Source organism: Niabella terrae, from assembly GCF_054783135.1.
Genome location: NZ_BAAGRD010000008.1, coordinates 438,741 through 461,839 on the forward strand (window position 1 = coordinate 438,741; position 23,099 = coordinate 461,839).

The following is a 23,099-nucleotide window of genomic DNA, read 5'->3' on the forward strand; positions in this document are numbered from 1 at the left end:
CATTTTATGCCGCCATTACTTGTTCGGTTAAACTTATAATTTCGTCAATTTCTTTTTTATTGAAAATTCCTCTGATGCCTTCGGGGTGAAGCATGGTAAAAGGTGATTCAATCAGGTTGCGTTTACTCACATCACCTTTTTCCAACACAAAATTCTTGAGCAAGTCTAGAAATTGCAGTTGTCGGCTGGTGAGGTAACTGTGTTTGGAGACAAAATCATCAAATGCTTTGGTAACGGTTCCAGCAAATGTTTCTAATTGTTCAATGCCTAAAATGTGTTTGATGAATTCCACCAATGCCGCTTTACGGTGGTTGTAAACCTTGCGAAGCAAATCAATGGTAATATGCGGATGCTCGTTGTGCAGTTCATCTGCTAATTGCTCGGCTTCTTCTGTTGTGATTTCCTGTCCTTGTTTCAGTTTTTGTAAAATGGGACTGCTTGAAACCAGTTCGTTAATTTTTTTCTCGACCAGTTCTCGGTATTTGGCTACACTCAATGCTTCGTGTTGAGGCCCAAACTCAACAAATTCTTTCTCAGCAACAACGTCTTTGAGGTTGAATTTTGCAGGAGCTAAAGGAATTACCGCTTCACGGAATTTCATTAAGGGTGAAAGTTTCTGAATCAGTTCTTCAAACTTGTCTTCATTGATGGTTGCCCAATAATGGTTACTTTGTGCCTGGCGAATTAATTCCTGCTCTCTTGCTACAATGTTGACGCTCAAAGGAAGTTCGCCAATCTCTTCAATGATGCTTGCTTTCAGTGTCTCAAACTTTTCTGTTTCACCTGCCAAATGAGCCAAAGAAACTTCTACGATGTCCTTTTCAAATCGCATGGCTTTGAAATCAACATTTGAAACCGTACGAAGCAATGGTTTTACAACGGCATCTAAAAATTCCATTTTGTCGGAAGTTAGGTTGCCCCAAAAGTTTTCATCTGCCAGGCGCTGCAACTCGTGTTTGGCTTCCATAATCACTACCGAGTTTTTCGGAAGCGATTCAATCTGCTTTCTGATTTTCTGAACTTCTTTGTTTACAATTTCAACTTTGCTTTGTGTTTGGGCTTCTCTAATTTTTTCCAATCGAACACCAAACAAGCGAACAGGCAAAGGAATTTGCGCTTTGGGTTCTTTGCCTTTAGGATTCAGTTTGAAATACTCAAAATTGTCCCAACAATCCAGAATCAGGAAATTGTCTTTTTGTGTGCACCAAGGTTTAATTTTTTCAGGTTCGAGCAAACGGGTTCCCCTGCCTATCATTTGCCAAAACTTGGTGTAACTGTAAACTGGTTTTGCGAAAACCAAATTCACCAATTCCCGAACATCAATACCAGTATCGAGCATATCCACACTAATGGCTATACGTGGCATGTCGCTACTCACAAACTGGTCGAGCAAACCGCCTTTGCCATAAACTCTTGGGTCTTCGCTTACCAATACTTTGGCCAATTCGCCTTTGTATTCGGGATAAAGCGAATCAAAAATTTCTTCTACCCGTCTCGCATGGGCTTTGCTGATGCAAAAGAAAATCGTTTTGCCCGGTAAAACTCCATTGGCATCTTTGATGCTTTCTTCCATAAATTCACGGACAATCAAAGCGTTTGTGCCACGGTTGATTACTTTCTTTTCGATCTCTGTTCCTTCGTACTGGATTTCTTCAATTTCCTTTCCTTCCAACATCAGTTTTTGTTGGTCTTCCAAAGAAATTGTCCGCTTGTTTATTCCTTCATCCTGAAACTTAGTTTTGATTTTCATTACCTGAAAATTGCTCAGGAATGGCGGAATATGATTTACTGCCTCTTCGTAGGAATAAGCAAAAGTTGGAACGCCATCTTCACATTCAAATAATTGAAACGTGTTGTGGTCAATTACATCTGTTGGCGTGGCTGTTAAGCCCAGTGTAATGGTATTGAAGTAATCAAGAATTTCCTGATAGGTATTGTATATACTTCGGTGGCTTTCGTCCACCACAATCAAGTCAAAGAAATGTGGACTCAAATTTTTCTCCTCATTGCGAATGATATTCAACATGGTAGGATATGTTGAAACATATATCCGTCTGTCGGTTGCAATTTCTTTTTCGCCTTGTTTTGGCCAGCGTAGTTCGTTGGGCAAATGCTCTTTAAATGCTTCCAGTGTTTGGTCACGCAATGCAATTCTGTCAACAAGGAATAAAACCCTTTCTGCCCAGCCTGCTCTCATTAATGCGTCAACCAAGGCAATGCAAGTTCTTGTCTTGCCCGTGCCTGTCGCCATCACCAATAAGAATTTGCGTTTCCTTTTTTCAACGGCTTCCATTACGGCACGGATTGAAGCAATTTGATAATTCCGTCCTGCAATTTTGGTATTGATAAGTTCTCCTGCTAATTGCTTTCTTACTTTGCGTATATAAGCGTAGCGTTCAAGGTCGTCCCGTGAAGGAAAACCATATACTTTCTTTGGAGGATAATTGTCCAAGTCCCAAAAGTAAATATCGTGTCCGTTTGTGTAAAAGCAGAATGGCAAGTCAACGCCTTGTGTTTGTTTAATATTGTAGCAATATTGTTTGGCTTGTTCACGTCCAAGTGCAGCGTCCACCGAAGTCTTTTTGGCTTCCACAACTGCAAGCGGTTTGCCGTCCCTGCCCAATAAAACATAGTCGCTGTATTGATGTCCAGCGTAGGGCGTTGTCGGTTCTTCTACAACGGTCAAGTGGATATCGAATTCCTCAATTACCTGAGTTCGATCAGTCACAGTCCAACCCGCTTGTTTTAAGCGGTTGTCAATGATTTCTTTCCTTGTCAGCTTCTCGTTTTTCATTTATTGTTCTTGAAATTATAGTGGTTCAAAATACATAAAAAATGCGTTTTGTTGCCCTAATGCCCTGCCAACGCATTTGAGGAATAGCAATAATTGTCGCCTTATTCAACGTTTGTAAGAAATATTGCTTGTATGTATTTGAATTCTTATTCAAATGGTTTTCTTTTTTACTTATGCTGGTTGTTAGCACTCGACTAGTCCAATTTTATATTTCCAAACTACGGATTTAAAATAGAGATGATCCAGTAATAGCATTCCCGTCGTTAAGTTTTTAGAGGTCTGTTGATTTACAGAAGTTAAACCTAAAATATCAAGAGGGATGATATTCTCTCACTTGCAATAAGCTTTCTGCAATGTTCCCCTAACGGTGTCAATTTACCCGATTTACTATCCATTGCTACATTCCACATATGGCCTGAATTAACCGGGTTTAACAAATTCGTACGGCGCACTTGGATGTATGTTTGTCCGTTGAAAAAATGTCTTTGTCGTATGTCTTCCATTACGAAGGCTATAAAAAATACCTTACTCATAGATAGTCATTTTTGGTCTTAAGGATTGTAAACGTTTGGTTTACTTTAGGGATAAAAATACATTTTAATTTGTAAATAAGTACCGCGCAGATTGACTTTTTCATTCTTTAGTGTCTTGTTATTCTGTGACTTATCTAATATAATTAATCCGTCTTCAAATATGTAATAAGTAAGGCAATCTAAACTCCTGTATAGAATACTTTATTGTGATATGTTCGAAATAAAACAGAAGCCTATTCATTATGCGTCAATTTTCTAGAACAAGATCGTTCTTTAAGCGTTCTGGCATTTCTTACTTGTCAATCGTTATCAATCAATCTTCAATTCTACAAACACCGACGCCAGGAGGGGTTTTTAAGCCCCGTGCAAGGACAAGTTGTGTTCTGTTGATCAGTGATTGGTTCGATATTCCCCGAAAAACTGGAATTTGACGGAAAATCATATCGAACCACCCGAATGAACGTAATCGCCAATCATATCTTTCTGATAAACAACTGATTACCACTAAAAAAGAACAGGACAAACGAAAATCAATTTCATCTGTCCTGTTTTGTAGCCCCGCCAAGAATCGAACTTGGATCTAAAGTTTAGGAAACTTCTATTCTATCCATTGAACTACGGGGCCTATTTTCGATTGGCTCGAAAAGGGGTGCAAATATAGTAAGAAATCTCAGGAATGGGACCGTTGACTGCTCTCGCGGATCATAATATCCGGTTGAATAAATACGGTTTCAAAATCGGTTACGTTCTTTTTGCTCTCAATCAGGTTAAGTACCATTGTAGCGGCTTTTTCACCCATTTCGAAGGCCCGTTGGCAGATTACTGAAAGGGAAGGGCTAACCAGCGGTGTATAATTGGAATTATTGAAGCCGATCAGGCCCATATCTTCGGGAATCCGGATTTGCTTTAATTTCAGAATCCGGAAAGTCTCGGTCATGATTTTATCCGAGGCCAAAACCAGGGCGTCCGGAGGTTCAGGGAGTGCCAGGAGTTCTGAAAGGGCTTTTTCAACTTCCTTGGGCAGGAGGCCGCCGTGCTCACAGTATTTAATCAAAGCGTCATCAGCCGGTAATTGGTTGTCCAGCAATGCCTGCTGATAGCCTGTCAGCCGGTCCTTGGTAATGGAAAGATTGGCATTATTGGTGATCATGGCGATTTTCCGGTAGCCGCTTTCCAAAAGATGCGCCGTGGCGTCATAGACCCCCTTGTAATTGTCGGTAATGACTTTATGGGTATTGATTTCTTCCACAATCCGGTCAAAAAAAACGATAGGCAGGCCCTTTTCGTGCAATTGTTTCAGTAGTGTAAACTGTTTAGATTCAGCGGCTACGGATATAATCAGGCCGTCAATGGAGCGGGATGCCAGGTATTCCAGGATCATATCCTGCCTTTCTTCCGTCTCCTTGCTCTGGGTAATGATCACATTATAGCCTTTATCGTAAGCAATTGATTCAATACCGTTGATAACCTGGCCGAAAAAGGGATTCGCGATTTCTGTTACCAGGACACCGATAGAAAGGGTTCTTTTCTCCTTTAAACTAAGCGCTACAGGATTGGGTCGGTAATTGACCTTTGCTGCGTAATCCTTGATTTTTTTCTTGGTGGCATCACTGATTTCATAACTGTCTCTCAATGCTCTGGAGACCGTAGATGTCGACAATCCCAACGCTTTGGCAATATCCTTTATAGTTGCAGCTTCAAACTTCATGTAGCAATTGACCTTTGGCTACGAAGATAGCTTAATTATGCACACGATACCGGCAACGTTTGCGTAAATAAATCCGTCCTGTACCGTCCTGTCTGCTGGAAAAAATGATTAGACTTGCCCTCAGATTGCACAGCTGAGGTTTCTAGATTGCAACCGATTACAATGCTTTGTACACTTAATTAACGGAAAACTAAAACAGACGCCATATGTACAGATTTCTGATGATGTCACTGATGATCCTTTTATGTATTACTGCGAGCGCACAGAATCTAAAAGTTTCAGGGATTGTCTATGACGATACAGGAGAACCGCTGGCCGGTGTAACCGTCACGGTTCTAAACAGCAAACAGGTAACCCAGACCGGTCCCGAAGGTCGATTTATAGTCGACGTGGATGGTGTGGGTGCAGAACTTGAATTTACATTTACGGGCTTTGCGCCAGTAAGGCTGGAAGCCAAAACCGGCATGACCGTCACCATGGAAAGAAATATTACTTCAGAGGATGATGTAGTAGTGGTGGTTGATTATGGTTATGGGTCCATTAAGAAATCAGACCTGACCGGTTCGGTCGCATCGATTTCTGGTAAGGAACTGGCCAATATTCCATCGGCCAATGCATCTTCTGCCCTTACCGGAAGACTGCCTGGCGTTCGCGTCCAGACAACTGATGGAGCGCCGGATGCAGAAGTCAGTATCCGGGTCCGTGGAGGGGGTTCTATTACCCAGGACAATTCTCCGGTCTATGTGGTAGACGGGCTAATCGTTAACAGTATCCGGGATATACCCATCACCGATATCGAAAGCGTGAATGTGCTTAAAGACGCATCTGCTGCGGCCATCTATGGGGCACAGGCAGCCAATGGTATTATTGTGGTTACAACCAAACGTCCCAAGGCTGGAAGGATTTCCGTTTCTTATAACGGTTTCTATCAGGTGAAAAAACTTCCCGAAGACCGGAAGCTCCAGGTGCTGAGTCCTTACGAATTCGTGCTCGCCAATTATGAATATTACCGGCTGCAGTCCGACGCCGCTACACGGGGATTTGAACGTTTCTTTGGCTCCTACGATGACCTGGAATTGTACAAGGAAAAAGCAGGCAATGACTGGCAGGATATCCTGTTTGGCGACCCCCGGCCTTCCCAATACCATAATATTTCTATGATGGGGGGTACCGATAAAACCCGGATCATGCTGAGTCTTACCAATAACAAGGATGCGGGGCTCCTGATCAATAACGGTTATCGCCGCAATGCGCTGAACTTTAAACTGGAGCATAAACTCACGGATAAAATCACCGTAACTCTGGCTACAAGGGTCAACCGAACAATCGTCGATGGCGCCGGTACCTCGGGCGCCCAATTATCGATTAAGGATGCAGTACAGACAAGGCCTACCAATGGACTGGCGGATGAAATGGACCTGGACCTGAGTGTTGATGACCCCAATGATGATTTTGCCCAGTTTATACAAAGTATGGTCAATCCAAAAGAACTGGTGAAACAGGACTGGAGAAAGCGGACCAGAAATCAGTATACCTTTAATCCCATACTGGAGTATAAGATCCTGCCCAACCTGACGTTTAAAACCAATTACTCTTACGAGAAGACATTTCAAGAGAATCTGCGCTTCTATGGTCCGTTGACCGGTGAATCTTTCAATAACGGCGGCAATATGCCATTGGGTGAGAAAACCAATGATGAAGATTTTCGGTATCGTTGGTTCAATACCCTGAATTATAATTTCCGGAACCTGAAGAACCAGCGTCTGAGTATCCTTCTGGGTCAGGAAATGAGTTCCAGCGGAGGAAAAACGACTTTTATCCGTGCAGAGGATTTCAGGTTGTCGATCACGCCTGAAGAACTTTTTGCCAATATGACCTTCGGTCGTACCGACAGAATGTTTACAAGTGAGGCAACGAATGTGAACAGTTTGTCGGGATTTGGTAGAGTGGACTATCAATTAATGGATCGCTATCTGGCTACATTTACCTTCCGCGGCGATGCTTCCAGCAGGTTCTCACGGGAAAATCAACTGGCATTTTTCCCTGCCCTGGCTTTGGGCTGGAAAATATCCAATGAAAAATTTCTTTCAGAAGTTTCCTGGATAAAGGAACTGAAATTAAGGGCTAGCTATGGTGCGACCGGGAACGACCGGATTCCGGCTACTGCGAGCCAGTTTTTGTTTGAAGGATCTACCAGCCGGGGACCGGGCTTCGGCAATGTGGACAATGTATATTATACACCTGAAGGATCCGTGCTGTTTAATCCGGATCTGAAATGGGAAACCACGATCAACCGGAACCTGGGACTGGACTTTACACTGTTTAAATCAGGCATCGTCGGTTCACTGGATTTTTACAAGAATACCATAAAAGATCTGCTGTTCCAGACAGCCATACCTTCCAATACCGGATTTTCGGCACAATGGGCCAATATCGGTAGTACGTCCAATCAGGGAGTGGAATTAGGATTAACGGCCGTCTTGCTCGAAAGAAAAGACCTGAACATCCGGGCTACGGTAAACCTGGGTCGTAATATTGCCAAGATTGAAGCCCTGGACGGTACGGATTCCCGTTTTGTGCAATCCAACTGGGCCAGTACCGACCTGAGAGACCGGGATGATTTCTTTTATAAAGTCGGCGGCCGGGTAGGTGATATCTACGGTTATGTGACCGACGGGTATTACCAGACCACCGATTTTGAAAGTTACGACGAGGTGACCGGAAAATACATTCTCAAGGAGGGGGTTCCTAATTCAGGCGGTACCGTAGGTAATACGAATATCCGGCCGGGATTCCTGAAACTCAAAGACCTGGACGGAAATGGGGTGATAGATTCTGAAGACCGTCAGGTAATCGGCAATACCACACCGGATGCGCAGGGCGGATTTGGATTTGATGTAACTTATAAAAATTTCGACCTGGCGGTTTTCTTTGACTGGACCGTCGGCAATGATGTATATAACGCCGGCAAAATCCAGTACAGCCAGTTCCGGCGGGTGACATACGGTAACCTGCTGAGTGCGATGAGCATGGAAAACCGGTATAGTTATCTGGATGTGGATGGTAGTATCACCGGCACACCCGGCGGCATAGTTACTGATCTGGATCAGCTGGCTCAACTCAATGCCGGTAAGAATATCTGGTCGCATGCCAGCTATGGTGTGGCACAGGCGGTGATTCATTCCTGGGCCATCGAGGACGGCTCCTTTATCCGGTTGAACAACCTGAATATCGGTTATACATTACCCAAAAAACTGACGTCACGGGCCGGCATCAGTCAGTTACGGGTTTATGTCACCGGAAATAACCTGAAACTGTGGACCAAATACTCCGGTTACGATCCTGAAGTCTCTACCAGGGGAACAGGACTGACCACTGGCGTCGATTATTCAGGATTTCCACGTAGCCGTTCCTTTACATTCGGCGTGAATGTGAGTTTGTAAGAAACTGCAATAACCCGATAACAGATTGTGCCTCTGATTTGATAAAACTAAAATGCCATACAGATGAAACTTAAATATATTATACTCCTGGCGCTTCCGATCATCATTAGTTCCTGCAAGAAATTTCTGGAGCCGGATTCGCTGTCGACTTTTGATATCGATTATGTGTACTCGAATGTGGACGATACCCGAAAAGGAGTCAATGCGGTCTATCAGCCCTTCGGAACGGATGGTTTCCGCTCCCGTCTTTCCAATAATATGACCGGCAATACCGATATCGAACATAGCAGCGGTTGGGGGAGTGCCTCCGATCGCTACCAGATTTGGGACCTGAATGCACTGTCCACCAACGGAGACCTGCGTCAGTTCTGGAATGCGGCCTACACTGCTATCCGGAATGCCAATATCTCAATCGAAGGGATTGAAGCCAGCCCTGCGCTGCAATCTTCAGATGGGGCCACCCGCAACCGGATGAACCATATGCTCGGCGAAGCCTATACCCTGAGGGCCTATTGGTACAGCATGCTGATTTATTATTTCGGGGATGTGCCCAATGTCCGGGAATATCCCAAAGCCGGTGCTGATTTCTTCCTGCCCCGGGAAGACCGCAATCTTATTCTGACCCAGGTCATCGATGACATGATCAATATTGAAGAAAAAATGATGTGGGCGGATCAATGTCTATACGGAACCGAGCAGGTGAACCGGGAATACACCCTGGGCATGATTGCCCGGCTGGCTCTGCAAAGAGGCGGCTATTACCTGACACCTGAGATGAATATGGAGCGGGCGCCGGATTACCAGGATTATTATCAGTTGGCCAAAACATATACAGAAAAATTAATCACACTCAAAGACCGGGAACTACCTACTGATTTTAATCAGATATTCCTGAATCAGAACAAATTTATTACTACTGTAAACAGTGAAATTCTCTTTGAAGTGCCTTTTGCGCTGGGCAACGGCGATGTGGCCTGGAATATTGGTATTAGGGTAGATGGCGGCGCTAACGCGCAGCATCCCTTCGGATCAGGCAGTAACTATATGGCCATGCCGCCGAGTTATTATTTTTCTTTTGATACCACAGATATTCGTCGGGATGTGACCTGTGGATTTTTTAAGATCAATACAGAAGGTAAGGAAGAATTTATCAGCGGGGCTACCAATATTTCCCAGGGTAAATGGAGCCGTTGGTTGTTGCCGGATCCACCCGGACAGAATTCTGCCAAAGGCACGGGTATCAACTGGCCGATGATGCGGTATGCCGATGTGCTGTTGATGCACGCAGAAGCCGTGAACGAACTGAGTGGCCCTACCGCTGCTGCGCAGGAATCGCTGGCCCGGGTAAGAAGAAGGGCTTTTCCTGAAAGCATCTGGGCTTCCAAAGTAGATGCCTATATTGCAGCCGCTTCTGCCAGCAAGCAGAAATTCTTTGAGGCCATCGTCAATGAAAGGGCCTGGGAATTTGGCGGCGAAATGATCCGTAAATATGAACTGATTCGCTGGAACCTCTACGCATCGAAAATGGAAGAGATGGTAGAAACCCTGCAGGATATGGCCAATTCGGCCCAGACAGGACTGGGTAAATACGCCAATTTGCCCGATTATATGTACTGGAAGCTGGATGAATCCGGACATCTGGAGATCCTGAACCCCAACCTGAGAGTTGTGGCGCCTCCGGATGAAAGCTGGACCCGGGTCAATTTTCTGAGAGATTTATGGGATGGCACCAAGAATACCTACAAAGAATGGGTGACAAAAGACTGGGCAAACTATTATAACGGGCCCAAACCAGGGGTAGCCCGTTATATATTCCCAATACCGGAAGAGGCGGTCGCCGCCAGTAAAGGCAAGATCACCAACGATGGATACATGTTCGGAAATTAAAACACGCGCTAAGAATTTGAACAGAAAGAAGATATTTTCTCCGCGTATTAAAAAATAAAAAACAGACAGATGAAACAGATAACAACAAAACTTTCGGTCTTCCATCTGCTATTGACCATACTTGCTGTATCGCTGGCATTTACGGCCTGCAAAAAAAATGATGACAGTTACAGTCAGACCCGACTGTTCCGACCGGTACTGAACGGGGAAGGCATCACGGTACTGGATAATGTGATAATGATTAATATGGGCAAACTGAAGGAGGCGCAGAATTATACCATCGAGATCAGCCGCGATTCCTTTCAGGTGGTAGACTATACCGTGGTGGTGGACACCAACTATGTGGTACTCGATAAAGCATTACTCGGTGAAGAGTTGCTGTACAATACCCTGTATCAGATCCGGGCGACGGCGAATGCCGCCGATCCGCAATACAGCAGTAAGGTATCTGACCTGGGTGCCATCAGGACCATGCGCTTCCCTTCCATTTTGAATGATCCGCTGAATTATCACGTGACCGATACCAGGGCCAAAGTTACCTGGGTTGTGGCTGGTGCTGCAGTCACCGGTGTGAAAATATTCAGTCCCGATGACCTGCGACTGGAAGATCCGCTGAGCTCTTTTAATGTGTCAGGCGCAGATCAGACTGCCGGTGAGACCATTATCAGTGGGTTGACCCCCTCTACCAAGTACCAAGTGGCTATTTATAGCGGCGAGACTTTAAGGGGTTGGGTTGACTATACAACCCTCGAACCGGGTGTGGACGTAACGGATCCCAAAGTCGTGGATCTGAGTGAGTCTGAAGACCCGGATGCAGTAACGGCCGCATTGGCCACAGTACCCGATGGCGGCATTATTCTGTTGAAAAAAGGCTTCCGTTTCAACCTACCCACAACCCCCCTGAATAAATCGGTAACCTTTAAAGGCGCTTACGGTTTTGAGCCCAATAAGGCTGCGCTGGTGAATAGTTCCGGCAATATGAGTCTGGCTGACAATGCCAATATAGCCCTGCTGGCCTTTGATGATCTTGAAATCGATGGAGGCGATATTTCCGGGGCTTATGTTTTAAATCCGACCAATGGTACTGAGACGCAGATACAGCAGTTGCTCTTTGAAAATTGTGAACTGCATGATATGCGCGGTATTATCCGGATCCGTAATTCGGTCTTTATCCGCAATTATACCATTTCCAATTCCATCGTACACGATATCGGCGGCTACAGTTTGTTCTGCGCCGATACCGATGGAGACAACAAAGCGGCTTTTGATAATGTGAATTTTTTAAATTCCACTTTCTACAGGGTGCACTCGATTGTACAGACCCGTCAGAACCTGAAGACCTTTAAAATTGATGCCTGTACATTCAGTGAATTTACACAGACCGGTCAAAGAGCTTTCCGGTTCCGCGGTGGAGACGGAAAAAATAATGTAACGGGCGGATTCACCATAACCAATTCTGTCTTTGGTCATGGCTGGGATGAGGGCGCCACCGGCAATACCTCCTTTACCATGCGTGACGGGATGCCCAATACTTCCTTTACCATCAGCAATGTCTGGGGTACTGCAGATCTGACCGTAGCTGCTGGTTCCGAAATCGCCGGATTGCCCGGTTTGATCTATAATAATACGGCCGATAAATTATGGGGTGATCCCTATAATGGAAATTTTGCTTTCCTGGATCCGGGATTCGCAGGTAAATATGATGCAGGAGCACCGATCTGGAGAACTAAATTATAGCATAACAAGGGATGGCGTAGCGGGTAAACCTGCGCGTCATCCTCTTTGAAACAGTATAAAGGAATTGAAATTACAGTACAGAAGATTGGATAGCCCGGGATGGCTGGCAGGGATCCTGCTCTTTACGATCATATTATCCGCGGGCTGTAAAAAAAATGGACCTGTGTCCGGTGACCAGGGGTATGAACTGACGCAACCTGGTGATTTGAATATCAGCACGGCTCCTCATTCGGTATTGGTTCGCTGGTCAGCAGTGCCTGGCGCTGACGGCTACCTGCTGGAGCTGGCTACCGGATCGGATTTCAGTAAGCCGTTTTATCAAAGCGATACCCTGCAGGTCACAGAAACAGAGATCACCGGCCTGACTGCCCGCACCGCATACAGTTTACGTCTCAGGGCGATCAGCCGGGTCAATCCGGCCTATGCTTCCAAGGGGCTCGTCGGCAGCTTTACCACGGAGGAAGCCGACATCGTTGAAGAGGAACTGGCTTTCCCCGGAGCCGAAGGAGCGGGCAAGCGGACCACGGGTGGCCGGGGCGGAAAAGTCATTAAAGTCACCAATCTCAATGATGCAGGTACCGGCAGTCTGCGGGCCGCCATCGAGGCCTCCGGAAAACGAATTATAGTTTTTGAAGTAGCCGGTAATATCGCGCTGAAATCCCGTTTACAGATCAAGAACGGCGATCTCACCATAGCCGGTCAGACCGCCCCCGGTGACGGGATATGTATTCAGGATCAGGAAGTGAATATTGCGTCTAATAATGTCATCGTCCGCTACCTTCGGTTCCGCCTCGGCGATACGTATGTGAGCAGTATAGAAAGTGATGCTTTCTGGGGCCGGGACCTGGAGAATATCATCCTGGACCATTGCTCGATGAGTTGGGCGATTGATGAGACGGCTTCTTTCTACCACAATAAGAATTTTACCATGCAATGGTGCATGATTACAGAGAGCATGAATCAATCCGGTCATTCCAAAGGTGCACATGGCTACGGAGGTATCTGGGGCGGCAGTCCCGCCAGTTTCCATCACAACCTGATTGCCCATCATACCAACCGTAACCCAAGATTTGATGGCGGCCTGCGGTACAGTAATGGCAGTGGTACCGGAGTTGGTAAATTCGGTCCGGATCAGGTAGACTACCGCAATAATGTAATCTATAACTGGAGCGGAAACAGTGCTTATGGGGGCGAAAATGGATCTTATAATCTGGTCAACAATTATTATAAGGCCGGGCCGGCAACACCTTCGAACCGGAGTAGCCGCATCATGCAGGTGTCAAAGGACAATGCCAGCGGTGCCAGTGATCCTTCTGTATACGGGGTGGGCTATGGCCGCTTTTATATTGATGGCAATTATGTAGCGGGCAATGCGACGGTGACGGCCAGTAACTGGAATGGCGGTGTCGTTTATGATAATGGGCTTTCCGAATCTCTGGTACGCCAGACAACGCCTTTTGCCGCCGAGGCCCTCAGTCCCCATACAGCGCAGCAGGCCTACGATGCGGTACTGACTTATAGTGGCGCTTCCTATAAAAGGGATGCCGTGGACAGCCGGATCGCCGGGGAAGTCCGCGAGGGCAAGGCGACCTATACAGGTTCAGTCTCCGGCCTGCCGGGAATTATAGATACCCAGAAAGATGTGGGTGGCTGGCCGCTGCTTCAAGCTGCTACGCCGCCAAAGGACAGTGATGGTGACGGCATGCCGGATGAATGGGAATCTGCACAGGGGCTGGATCCTGCCGTTGCCAACGCCGGCGGTCGGAATCTGAGTGATGTATACGATAATATTGAAGTCTATATCAATAGTCTGGTCAGGGAAATTACGGAGAACCAGGTCAAATAAACCTTACTGCTGCTGTTAAGTATAGCAGTGATATGAATGATGTGTATCTGACATACTTGTCGCTTCAGCGGCAAACAATAACCGGCTTCCCGGTAGTCCGCCGACTGGCGGCTCCGGTTCGGGGATCCTGTGTCAGGGCGACTGCACCCCGCAACGCTTCCTGCTATTTGCCGGGCACCCTAAGACATTACTTTCACCATACTAAAGCCTTTATTTTATGAAGCAGCTTATCTGTGCCGGAACCTTATTGTTCGCATTTTGGCTGCTACTGGCCTGTTCCAAACAAAGCGGGACGGCAGATCCGGCTACCGATCCCCATCCGGAAACCGGCAACCAACCGGAGCAACCCGTACCTGTACAGGAGGAAGCCCTGGCTTTTCCGGGAGCGGAAGGCTTTGCTGCTGCCATTACTGGTGGTCGCGGCGGCAAACTGATAAAAGTTACGAACCTGAATGATGCAGGAACCGGAAGCTTTCGGGCTGCGGTCGAAGCCAGCGGAAAACGGATTGTCGTCTTTGAGGTTTCAGGGACGATTACCCTCAAGTCCAGACTCAACATTCAGCATGGTGATCTGACGGTGGCGGGTCAAACCGCTCCGGGTGATGGCATTACCCTCAGGGATTTTCCGGTCTATGTGGCCGCTGATAATATCATCCTGCGGTTTCTACGTTTTCGAATGGGTGACGCTGCTGCGCAGGAAGACGATGCCCTGGGCGGACGTTTTCACAAGGACATCATGGTAGATCACTGTTCGATGAGTTGGAGCACCGATGAATGTGTCTCTTTTTATGCCAATGAGAATACCACCCTTCAATGGTCCCTGATTGCCGAGAGCCTCCGTAATTCCGTACACGATAAAGGTGCCCACGGCTACGGTGGGATCTGGGGAGGACGCCGGGCCAGTTTTCACCACAACCTGATGGCCCATCACGACAGTCGGAACGCCCGGCTGGGAGAAGAGGCCGGGAAAGCTTTTGCCCTGACTGATCTGACCGATGTGCGCAATAATGTCATTTACAATTGGGGCAGTAATAGTTTCTATGGCGGTGAAGCGATGAATGTCAATATGATCAATAACTATTTTAAACCCGGTCCTGCGACCTTGGCGGGTAATAGTTACACCAAGCAGGGCCGGATACTTTCGATCGACAAAAATAAAATTGCAGGTACGGAAGTTTACGGACTCTGGGGCCACTTTTATGTGGATGGCAACCTGGTGGAAGGGCATGCTGACGCCAGTTCGGATAACTGGACCTACGGGGTGTATAATCAGTTCCATGGCAGTTATGGAACAGTTTCTGAAGCCGATAAATCCGCTATGCGTTTGTCCGAGCCCCTGGATATCGGTGGAAACCTGCAGACTTTTACTGCAGAGAAAGCATATGAACAGGTGCTCCGATACGCGGGTGCCTGCCTGGTGCGCGATGCGGTAGACCTGCGTATTATCGACAATGTGAAGAAAGGTAGCTATACTGCCGCCGGGTCCAATGGAAGTAATCATGGCATCATTGATAGCCAGGCCGATGTGGGCGGCTGGCCGGAACTGCAGTCAAAACCTGCACCCCGGGACAGTGACGGTGACGGCATGCCGGATAACTGGGAGCAGGCACGATTGCTGGACCCCCTGAAGGCGAATGCCAATGGCAGACAACTGAGTACGGGCTATGATAATATTGAAGTGTATATTAACAGCCTGGTCAGTCTGATAACTGAAAATCAAAAATTATAGCATGCAGATCATGAAGCACTGGATCCGATTATTTGTGGCAGGCCAACTACTGCTGGGCTGCAGTCCTCCTCCACAGGCAACCTTGTCTGGGGCGCAGCGGCCGCTGGCTTTTCCAGGCGCAGAAGGCTTTGGCCGCTATACTACAGGCGGGCGGGAAGGCCAGGTACTCCTGGTTACCAACCTGAATGATGATGGTCCCGGCAGTCTGCGGAAAGCGGCAGTCGCCCGTTATAAGCGAACCATCGTTTTTAAGGTTTCCGGCACCATCCATCTGAAGTCCAGGCTCTATATCAAAGGGGATGTCACCATCGCCGGACAGACCGCCCCGGGTGGCGGTATCTGCCTCGCCGATTATCCGGTCAGCCTTTCCGGAGATAATATTATCATCCGCTACCTGCGATTCCGAATGGGCGACCGCTTTCAGAACCAGGGGAAAACGGATGGTGGCGGAGGTGATGACGCTTTCGGCGCCTCCGGAAAAAAACATATAATAATCGATCACTGTTCGATCAGCTGGAGTACTGACGAGGTCTGTTCAGTATACAAAGGCGATAGTACTACCCTGCAATGGAACCTGATCAGTGAGCCACTTAATTATTCCTATCATTTTGAATCGGGGGATCAGGATTTTGAACATCATGGCTATGGCGGAATCTGGGGCGGCCGGCATTTTTCGGCCCACCATAATCTGCTGGCACATTGCAATAGTCGCACGCCCCGTTTTAATGGTGTCCGGCTGGGGGCAGATACAGAGCGGGCAGATTTTCGCAATAATGTGATTTATAACTGGGGGCATAATAATGTCTACGGTGGCGAAGGCGGCTCGTATAATCTGGTAAACAACTATTATAAATACGGGCCCGAAACAAAAAAATCAGTACGGAACCGTATCGTCAATCCTACTTATACCAAAAACCCGGACCACCCATATGGCAGGTTTTATGTCCAGGGTAATTATGTGGATGGCGCACCGGATGTAAGCCGCAATAATCGGCTGGGCATTCAGCTGGATAAAAGCCGACCCGGCACAGACCTGGCGCTGGCAGTTAGCGCGCAGCCTTTTGCGGCGGAAGCAATTCCCGAACAAACTGCCCAGGAAGCTTACAGCCTGGTACTTCGTTATGCCGGCGCCGTTCTGCCCCAAAGAGACAGTCTCGATGAACGTATCATCGGGGAAGTACAGCAGCGAAAAGGTCGTTTTATTGATGTTCAGGGAGGCCATCCCCATGGCACGCCTTATGCGCAGACGGTGAATGCCTGGCCCCGGCTGGCAAGCGCTGCGCCCGCTCCGGACAGCGATCAGGATGGCATGCCCGACGACTGGGAAAAGACCCGGGGGCTGGATCCCCACAGTGACAAGGATGTCACGCTTTATACGCTGGACCGGAATTATACCAATATTGAAATTTATATCAACAGTCTGGTGGCCCAGTTTGGTTCCGCCTCAACCCGATGAGTATGAAAATAATATTACAGCTGATCTGCTTGTGCTGTCTGCTCCCGGTTTCCGGCCGCCTGCAGGCACAGCAAGCCGTGCCGTCAAGGATTGATCCGGGACCTTTCGCTGACAATGCTCATCACTGGTATATGATCGGTGATAAGGACAAAATGATTTTACCCGGCAGGAACCGCCAGCGCTACGCGCCCACGGATATCATTCCGGTGGCGGAGAATATTCTGTGTTACCAGAAATCCAATGGTGGCTGGCCAAAGAATTATGATGTCTTTGCGGTGCTGACGCCCCAGGAGAAACGGACCCTGCAACAGCACCGGGATCAGCTGAATACGACTTTTGATAACGGCACCTGTTATACCCATATCCGTGCGCTGGCGATTGCCTTTCAGCATAGTCGGGATCCCCGCTACCGGCTTGCTGCCCTGGAAGGCCTGCGCTATATCCTGAAGGCACAGTATGCCAATGGGGGCTGGCCCCAGTATTATCCGCTTCGAAATGATTACAGCCGGTATATCACCTATAACGATGGCGGCATGGAAGGCATTGTTGCCGCCCTCGGAGAAATTGCCAACCGACAACAACTGTATGATTTTATCGAAGCGCCCCTGCGCCAGGAAATTATCCAGGCTTACCAAAAGGGCATTGAATGTATTTTGAAGACCCAGATTAAGGAAGATGGCAGGCGCACTGCCTGGTGCCAGCAACATAGTGAAATGGATTTAGCGCCCACCTGGGCCCGTTCCTTTGAACCTCCCAGCATCTGCAATGGAGAAAGTGCCGGCATCGTGTTGTTTCTGATGCAACTCGATCATCCCGACAATGCCGTGATCCAGGCGGTACAGTCAGCTGTGCGCTGGTTTGAGGATTCAAAAATTTATCATACCCGGGTGAAAACCATTGCCGCCGATACCCTGGTGACGGATTACCTGATCACGACCAAAGATAAGGTCGTGGTGAACGATCCCCAGGCACCGCCGGTGTGGACCCGTTACTATGAACTGGGCAGCCACCGGCCCCTGTTTTGTAATCGCGACAGTAAATTTGTGTATTCACTCGCTGAGGTAGCCCGGGAACGCCGCGACGGTTACGCCTGGTATACCTATGCACCACAAAAAGTGTTGGACCGTTATCCCGCCTGGCAGCGTCGATGGGCGCCTCGGGACAATGTATTAGTTTCAAAAAAATAATAAATACAATGAAAAAAAATCTTTGGTTCCTTTTGGGTCTGATTCCGGTGATGGCTTTTATCGCACCTTCCCCGAAAATAAAAATATTTCTGGCGGGAGACTCTACCTGTGCCATTAAATCAGTAAAAGCTTATCCGGAAAATGGATGGGGCATGCCCTTTGTGTATTTCTGGGACAGCACGGTTAAAGTGGTAAACCTGGCGAAAAACGGCCGCAGTACTTCTTCCTTCCGTAATGACGGGCTCTGGCAACAGGTGATGGATAAGGCCCAATCCGGTGATTATGTGTTTATCCAGTTTGGGCACAATGATGAGGTTCCCACCAAGAAGAATGCCACTACACCGGATCAATTCAGAAGCAACCTAAGTCGGTATATTAAAGAAACCCGCAGTAAAGGAGCTATTCCCGTCCTGCTCACCCCGGTGGCCCGTCGCAGTTTTGACACCCTTACCGGCAAAGTCCTGGGTACCCATGATGCCTATGCCCGCATTGTAAGGGAAGTGGCTGCAGCGGAACACACGCCGCTCTTCGACCTGGATCTGCAGGCCCAGCAGTTATACCAGCATCTGGGTCCCGAAGCTTCGAAATTGTTGTTTGTCCACTTGCAGCCGGGTGAACATCCACATTACCCGAAAGGGAAAATTGACAATACTCATTTCAACGAACTGGGGGCCCGCCTCGTGGCGCAGCTGGTGCTGAAAGATATCCGGCAACAGTTACCCGAACTGGCTTCCAGAACCCTGGACAGCGGTGTCAGATAACCCTACAAGGGTTATTGGGTAGTTAAAAGAGATAGAATACATGAAGGTTGTTTTAATTATCATTTGTTTAATTGTCAGCGGCGGGCTACAGGCCCAGTCCAGGGCCGGCATCACCGGAAAGCGGGACAGCTCCTACAATACAGCTTCCGCTTTTGCGAAGGATCGCCGTTACCATCCCCAGATCCGGATCGCGAACCTGGAAGTCGGTCCGGCTGTCAAATCAATCAAAGACCTGATCTATTGCAGCCGCGGTAATCGCCGGTTGCAAACCGATGTTTTTTATCCGGCGGCCCATGGCAATCATATGGCGCTGATCTTTGTTCATGGCGGCGGTTGGCGCAGTGGCAACCGGCAGCAACACCATGCCCTGGCGGCCGCCCTGGCCCGTCGGGGCTATACGGTATTTACGCCTGAATACAGGCTGTCCACCGAAGCGCTGTTTCCCGCAGCGGTACTAGATCTGAAAGCAATGGTGCGCTGGGTGCGCAGTCAGTCAGCGGTCTATGGCCTGGACAGCAATTGTATCGCCATCGGTGGCTTTTCCGCCGGCGGAGAATTAGCGGCCTTTCTTGGAGTGACCAATCACCTCGCCGAATTTGAGGGCAGGGATTGCCTGCCGGAACTGTCGGCCACAGTGAATGCAGTGCTGGACATTGATGGTACCCTGTCCTTCGTCCATCCCGAATCCGGAGAAGGAGATGACCGCAAAGGGCCCTCTGCCGCCACCCGCTGGTTCGGCTATTCCAAAAAGGAAAACCCGGAACTATGGGAGCGGGCTTCACCGCTGCATTATGCGGATAAACAGGCTGTGCCGACGCTATTTCTCAACAGTTCGGTAGCCCGGATGCATGCTGGAAGGGATGACTACAGAAAAATACTACAGCAGGCGGGAATTTATACCGAAGTACATGAATTTGCGGACAGCCCCCATTCCTTTTGTTTGTACCATCCCTGGTTCGAGCCAACGGTAAATTATATGGACCGATTCCTGCAACGGGTATTTAAGAAAAAATAATCCACCGAAAATGAAATTAAGATCGACAATGATGCCGCAAAAAAAGTATATAAGAAAAATATTCAGCCCGTTGGCTGCAGGTGCCGTACTATTATGGGGATGCTTCCTCCTGCTTGCACCCATGCTCCGGGCCCAGACCTCCAACCCCCACAAATACAAGTATATTTTTACGGTAGCCAAAGATGGTACGGGGGATTACCGCTACATTCAGGAAGCGATAGATGCCATGCGGGTCTATCCATTGGCACCGATTACCCTGTATATCAAAAACGGTGTCTATAATGAAAAAATCGAATTGCCGACTGACAATACCGATGTGACTTTTATTGGTGAGAATGTAGACAGTACGATCATTGTCTTTAATGATTATTCCGGAAGAGGTAAGTTAACCACTTTTACTTCCTATACCGCAAAGATTTCTGGCAACCGGTTCCGGGCGGAGCATATCACGTTTTCCAATAATGCAGGTCCGGTAGGCCAGGCCCTGGCACTCTATGTGGATGCCGATAAAGCCGTATTTATTGACTGTAAATTTCTGGGCAACCAGGATACGATTTACGTAGCGGGTGAAACCGCCCGACAATTATTTATCAACTGTTATATCGAAGGAACAACAGACTTTATTTTTGGCCCGGCGACGGCAGTCTTTAAAGGATGTATTATCGAGGAAAAATCAGATTCCTATATTACTGCGGCCAGCACCACACCCGGTCGGCTTTATGGACTGGTATTTCTGGACTGCAGTATCCGGGCTGCTGCCGGTGTCCGGAAATTCTATCTGGGAAGGCCCTGGCGCGCCCGGGCCCGCACTGTTTTTATGCGTTGTGAGTTACCCGCCAGCTTACAGCCGACAGGCTGGCATAACTGGGGCAATCCGGAGAATGAAAAGACGGCCTTCTATGCGGAGTACCGGAATACCGGACCCGGAGCGGCGGCGCAGGCCCGTGTCAGCTGGTCCCATCAACTGACCGACCGCCAGGCTGCTGACTATGAACTGGAGCAGATTTTTGCCTCCTGTAACAGTGATCTGCCAGGTGAGAAAGACTGGTACAAACAAACCACCCTAAAACCATTTGTATGGCCGGTAAAGAAATAAAAGATTACAAACAACGCCTGTTGTACCTGCTGGTTCTGCTATGCCTGACCCAGCCGGCGACCGCCCAGACTTTCTATCCCATCTGGGAAAATGCGATACCGGACCAGAACGGCATCGCTGTCACCGATAGTGTGGTCAATGAGCGGATCTGGCAGGTGGCCACTCCCGGTATTTATGCATTCGAAGCCACCCGGGCGGAGAATACCGGCACGGCAGTGATGATCTGTCCCGGAGGCGGCTATCAGCGGGCTTCTTATGTTTACAATGGATTCAATTTTGCCCGCTGGTTCAATACCCTGGGCATCAATGTTTATGTACTGATCTACCGCCAGCCCCATCAGCGTAATTTAGTGGACGGTGCAAAAGCGCCTTTGCAGGACGCGCAGCAGGCAATGGCCTTTATCCGCAGTCATGCGGCCGACTGGAACCTGAAAGACGGTAAGATCGGCGTGATGGGCATTAGTGCCGGCGGCCACCTGGCGGCCATGTTGTCTGCCATGCAACAGGACATACGCGGCGGACATGGGATATCCCAATCCTTTCGCCCCGATTTCGCCGTGCTGCTTTCACCGGTGATCACGATGGGACCCTGGGCCCATTCCGGCAGTAGAAGAAACCTGCTGGGTGCTGACACCAGTGCCGCCCGGATCCGGATGTATTCTGCGGAAAACCAGGTCACCACAGCCACAGCGCCCAGCTTTATCGTTCATGCAGTCAATGATAAAACGGTAAATATCCATAACAGCCTGCTATATTATCAGGCGTTGATCGATCATGGTGTCGCTGCCAGTCTGCACAGCTTTCCCCAGGGTGGTCATGGAATCCGGCTGACGGAAAATCCGGGCAGTACAGAACTCTGGCTGCCCCTGCTGCATGCCTGGCTGAAGGAAATGAATTTTTTAAATCCCCTGCCTTTTAAATAATTAATATGAACCGGATAATACTTTTAATGATATGGATATTTACGGCAAATGCTTCCCGTGCAACGGTACCGGATTTTACGGTGGCAGCCGATGGAAGCGGTGATTTTATTACGGTTCAGGAGGCCATCAATGCCGTACCTGACCTCCGCCGGAATACCACCGTCATCTTTATCAAAAACGGGACTTACAAAGAAAAACTGGTCCTGCCGGATACGAAAACCAATGTACATTTTATAGGCGAGAACAAAGACAGCGTCCTGCTGACTTTTGATGATTTTGCTTCCAGAAAGAACCGCTTCGGTGAAGAGATCGGTACCAGCGGCAGTGCCTCTTTCTTTGTCCATGGGGATGGCTTTACTGCCGAGAATATCAGTTTTGAAAACAGTGCGGGTCCTGTCGGTCAGGCCGTAGCGGTACGGGTCGCTGCCGATCGGGTACGTTTTATCAATTGCAGGTTTCTGGGCTTTCAGGATACACTCTATACCTGGGGTTATGGTGGCGGCAGCCGCCAGTACTATAAGAACTGTTATATCGAGGGAACCGTGGATTTTATCTTCGGTTCTTCTACCGCCGTATTTGACAGTTGCCATATTTTCGGTAAGAAGGCTGGCTATTTTACGGCCGCCAGCACGCCGGATTCGGCCGCGAATGGCTATGTTTTCCGTCATTGCCGCCTGGATGGGAATGGCCCGGCTGCCTCCTTTTACCTGGGCCGGCCCTGGCGGCCATTTGCTAAAACGGTGTTTATTTCCTGTGAAATGAGTGCCATTGTAAAACCCGAAGGTTGGCATAACTGGGGCAAGCCCGAAGCTGAAAAAAGCAGTTTCTATGCCGAATATAAAAGCCGGGGCGCCGGAGCTGCACCTGCCCGCAGGGTGGGCTGGTCGCATCAGTTATCCACAGCCGCAGCTTATCAGCTGACCCGCATATTTCATGGCTGGGATCCGGCTTGATGCATCAGAATGACAAAAAGTATCTATAATA

The 23,099-nt window shown here is 48.3% G+C and carries 14 protein-coding genes and 1 tRNA gene; 12 read left to right on the top strand and 3 right to left on the bottom strand.

Annotated features, from left to right (window positions below):
• Positions 1–4: 4 nt before the first annotated feature.
• From ACYVI9_RS10090 to ACYVI9_RS10100, 3 genes are all read right to left on the bottom strand, one after another.
• Positions 5–2,794, bottom strand: coding sequence for a type I restriction endonuclease subunit R (locus ACYVI9_RS10090; protein ID WP_460764133.1), 2,790 nt, complete (start codon positions 2,792–2,794; stop codon positions 5–7).
• A 1,086-nt stretch (positions 2,795–3,880) separates the two neighbouring features.
• Positions 3,881–3,952, bottom strand: a tRNA-Arg gene (locus ACYVI9_RS10095).
• A 45-nt stretch (positions 3,953–3,997) separates the two neighbouring features.
• Positions 3,998–5,035, bottom strand: a complete 1,038-nt coding sequence (locus ACYVI9_RS10100; RefSeq protein ID WP_460764136.1) for a LacI family DNA-binding transcriptional regulator — start codon at positions 5,033–5,035, stop codon at positions 3,998–4,000.
• A gap of 206 nt (positions 5,036–5,241) precedes the next feature.
• On the opposite strand from ACYVI9_RS10100, the gene ACYVI9_RS10105 reads away from it, so the two are divergent.
• The 12 genes from ACYVI9_RS10105 (at position 5,242) to ACYVI9_RS10160 (ending at position 23,068) form a co-directional block, all read left to right on the top strand.
• The gene (locus ACYVI9_RS10105) at positions 5,242–8,478 is read left to right on the top strand and encodes a SusC/RagA family TonB-linked outer membrane protein (protein WP_460764139.1); all 3,237 of its coding nucleotides are present in this window, start codon (positions 5,242–5,244) and stop codon (positions 8,476–8,478) included.
• Positions 8,479–8,541: 63 nt separating this feature from the next.
• A complete protein-coding gene (locus tag ACYVI9_RS10110; RefSeq protein ID WP_460764142.1) occupies positions 8,542–10,365 on the top strand; it encodes a RagB/SusD family nutrient uptake outer membrane protein in 1,824 nt (607 codons plus the stop codon).
• A gap of 69 nt (positions 10,366–10,434) precedes the next feature.
• On the top strand, positions 10,435–12,102 hold the full coding sequence (locus tag ACYVI9_RS10115; protein WP_460764145.1) for a DUF4957 domain-containing protein: 1,668 nt from the start codon (positions 10,435–10,437) through the stop codon (positions 12,100–12,102).
• 64 nt (positions 12,103–12,166) lie between these two features.
• Positions 12,167–13,948, top strand: a complete 1,782-nt coding sequence (locus ACYVI9_RS10120; protein ID WP_460764147.1) for a pectate lyase — start codon at positions 12,167–12,169, stop codon at positions 13,946–13,948.
• A gap of 217 nt (positions 13,949–14,165) precedes the next feature.
• Positions 14,166–15,677: a pectate lyase family protein gene (locus tag ACYVI9_RS10125; protein WP_460764150.1), complete on the top strand. Its 1,512-nt coding sequence runs from the start codon at positions 14,166–14,168 to the stop codon at positions 15,675–15,677.
• A 1-nt stretch (position 15,678) separates the two neighbouring features.
• Positions 15,679–17,133, top strand: coding sequence for a pectate lyase family protein (locus tag ACYVI9_RS10130; RefSeq protein ID WP_460764152.1), 1,455 nt, complete (start codon positions 15,679–15,681; stop codon positions 17,131–17,133).
• Positions 17,134–17,135: 2 nt separating this feature from the next.
• Positions 17,136–18,320, top strand: a complete 1,185-nt coding sequence (gene pelA / locus ACYVI9_RS10135) for a pectate lyase (protein WP_460764155.1) — start codon at positions 17,136–17,138, stop codon at positions 18,318–18,320.
• 8 nt (positions 18,321–18,328) lie between these two features.
• Entirely contained in the window at positions 18,329–19,081 is a 753-nt protein-coding gene (locus tag ACYVI9_RS10140) for a rhamnogalacturonan acetylesterase (protein WP_460764157.1), read from the top strand.
• A gap of 40 nt (positions 19,082–19,121) precedes the next feature.
• On the top strand, positions 19,122–20,096 hold the full coding sequence (locus ACYVI9_RS10145) for an alpha/beta hydrolase fold domain-containing protein (RefSeq protein ID WP_460764160.1): 975 nt from the start codon (positions 19,122–19,124) through the stop codon (positions 20,094–20,096).
• A gap of 10 nt (positions 20,097–20,106) precedes the next feature.
• On the top strand, positions 20,107–21,192 hold the full coding sequence (locus tag ACYVI9_RS10150; protein WP_460764162.1) for a pectinesterase family protein: 1,086 nt from the start codon (positions 20,107–20,109) through the stop codon (positions 21,190–21,192).
• Positions 21,174–22,115, top strand: a complete 942-nt coding sequence (locus ACYVI9_RS10155; RefSeq protein ID WP_460764165.1) for an alpha/beta hydrolase — start codon at positions 21,174–21,176, stop codon at positions 22,113–22,115. Before ACYVI9_RS10150 ends, ACYVI9_RS10155 begins: the two co-directional genes overlap by 19 nt.
• A gap of 5 nt (positions 22,116–22,120) precedes the next feature.
• Positions 22,121–23,068, top strand: coding sequence for a pectinesterase family protein (locus tag ACYVI9_RS10160; protein ID WP_460764168.1), 948 nt, complete (start codon positions 22,121–22,123; stop codon positions 23,066–23,068).
• Positions 23,069–23,099: the final 31 nt, after the last annotated feature.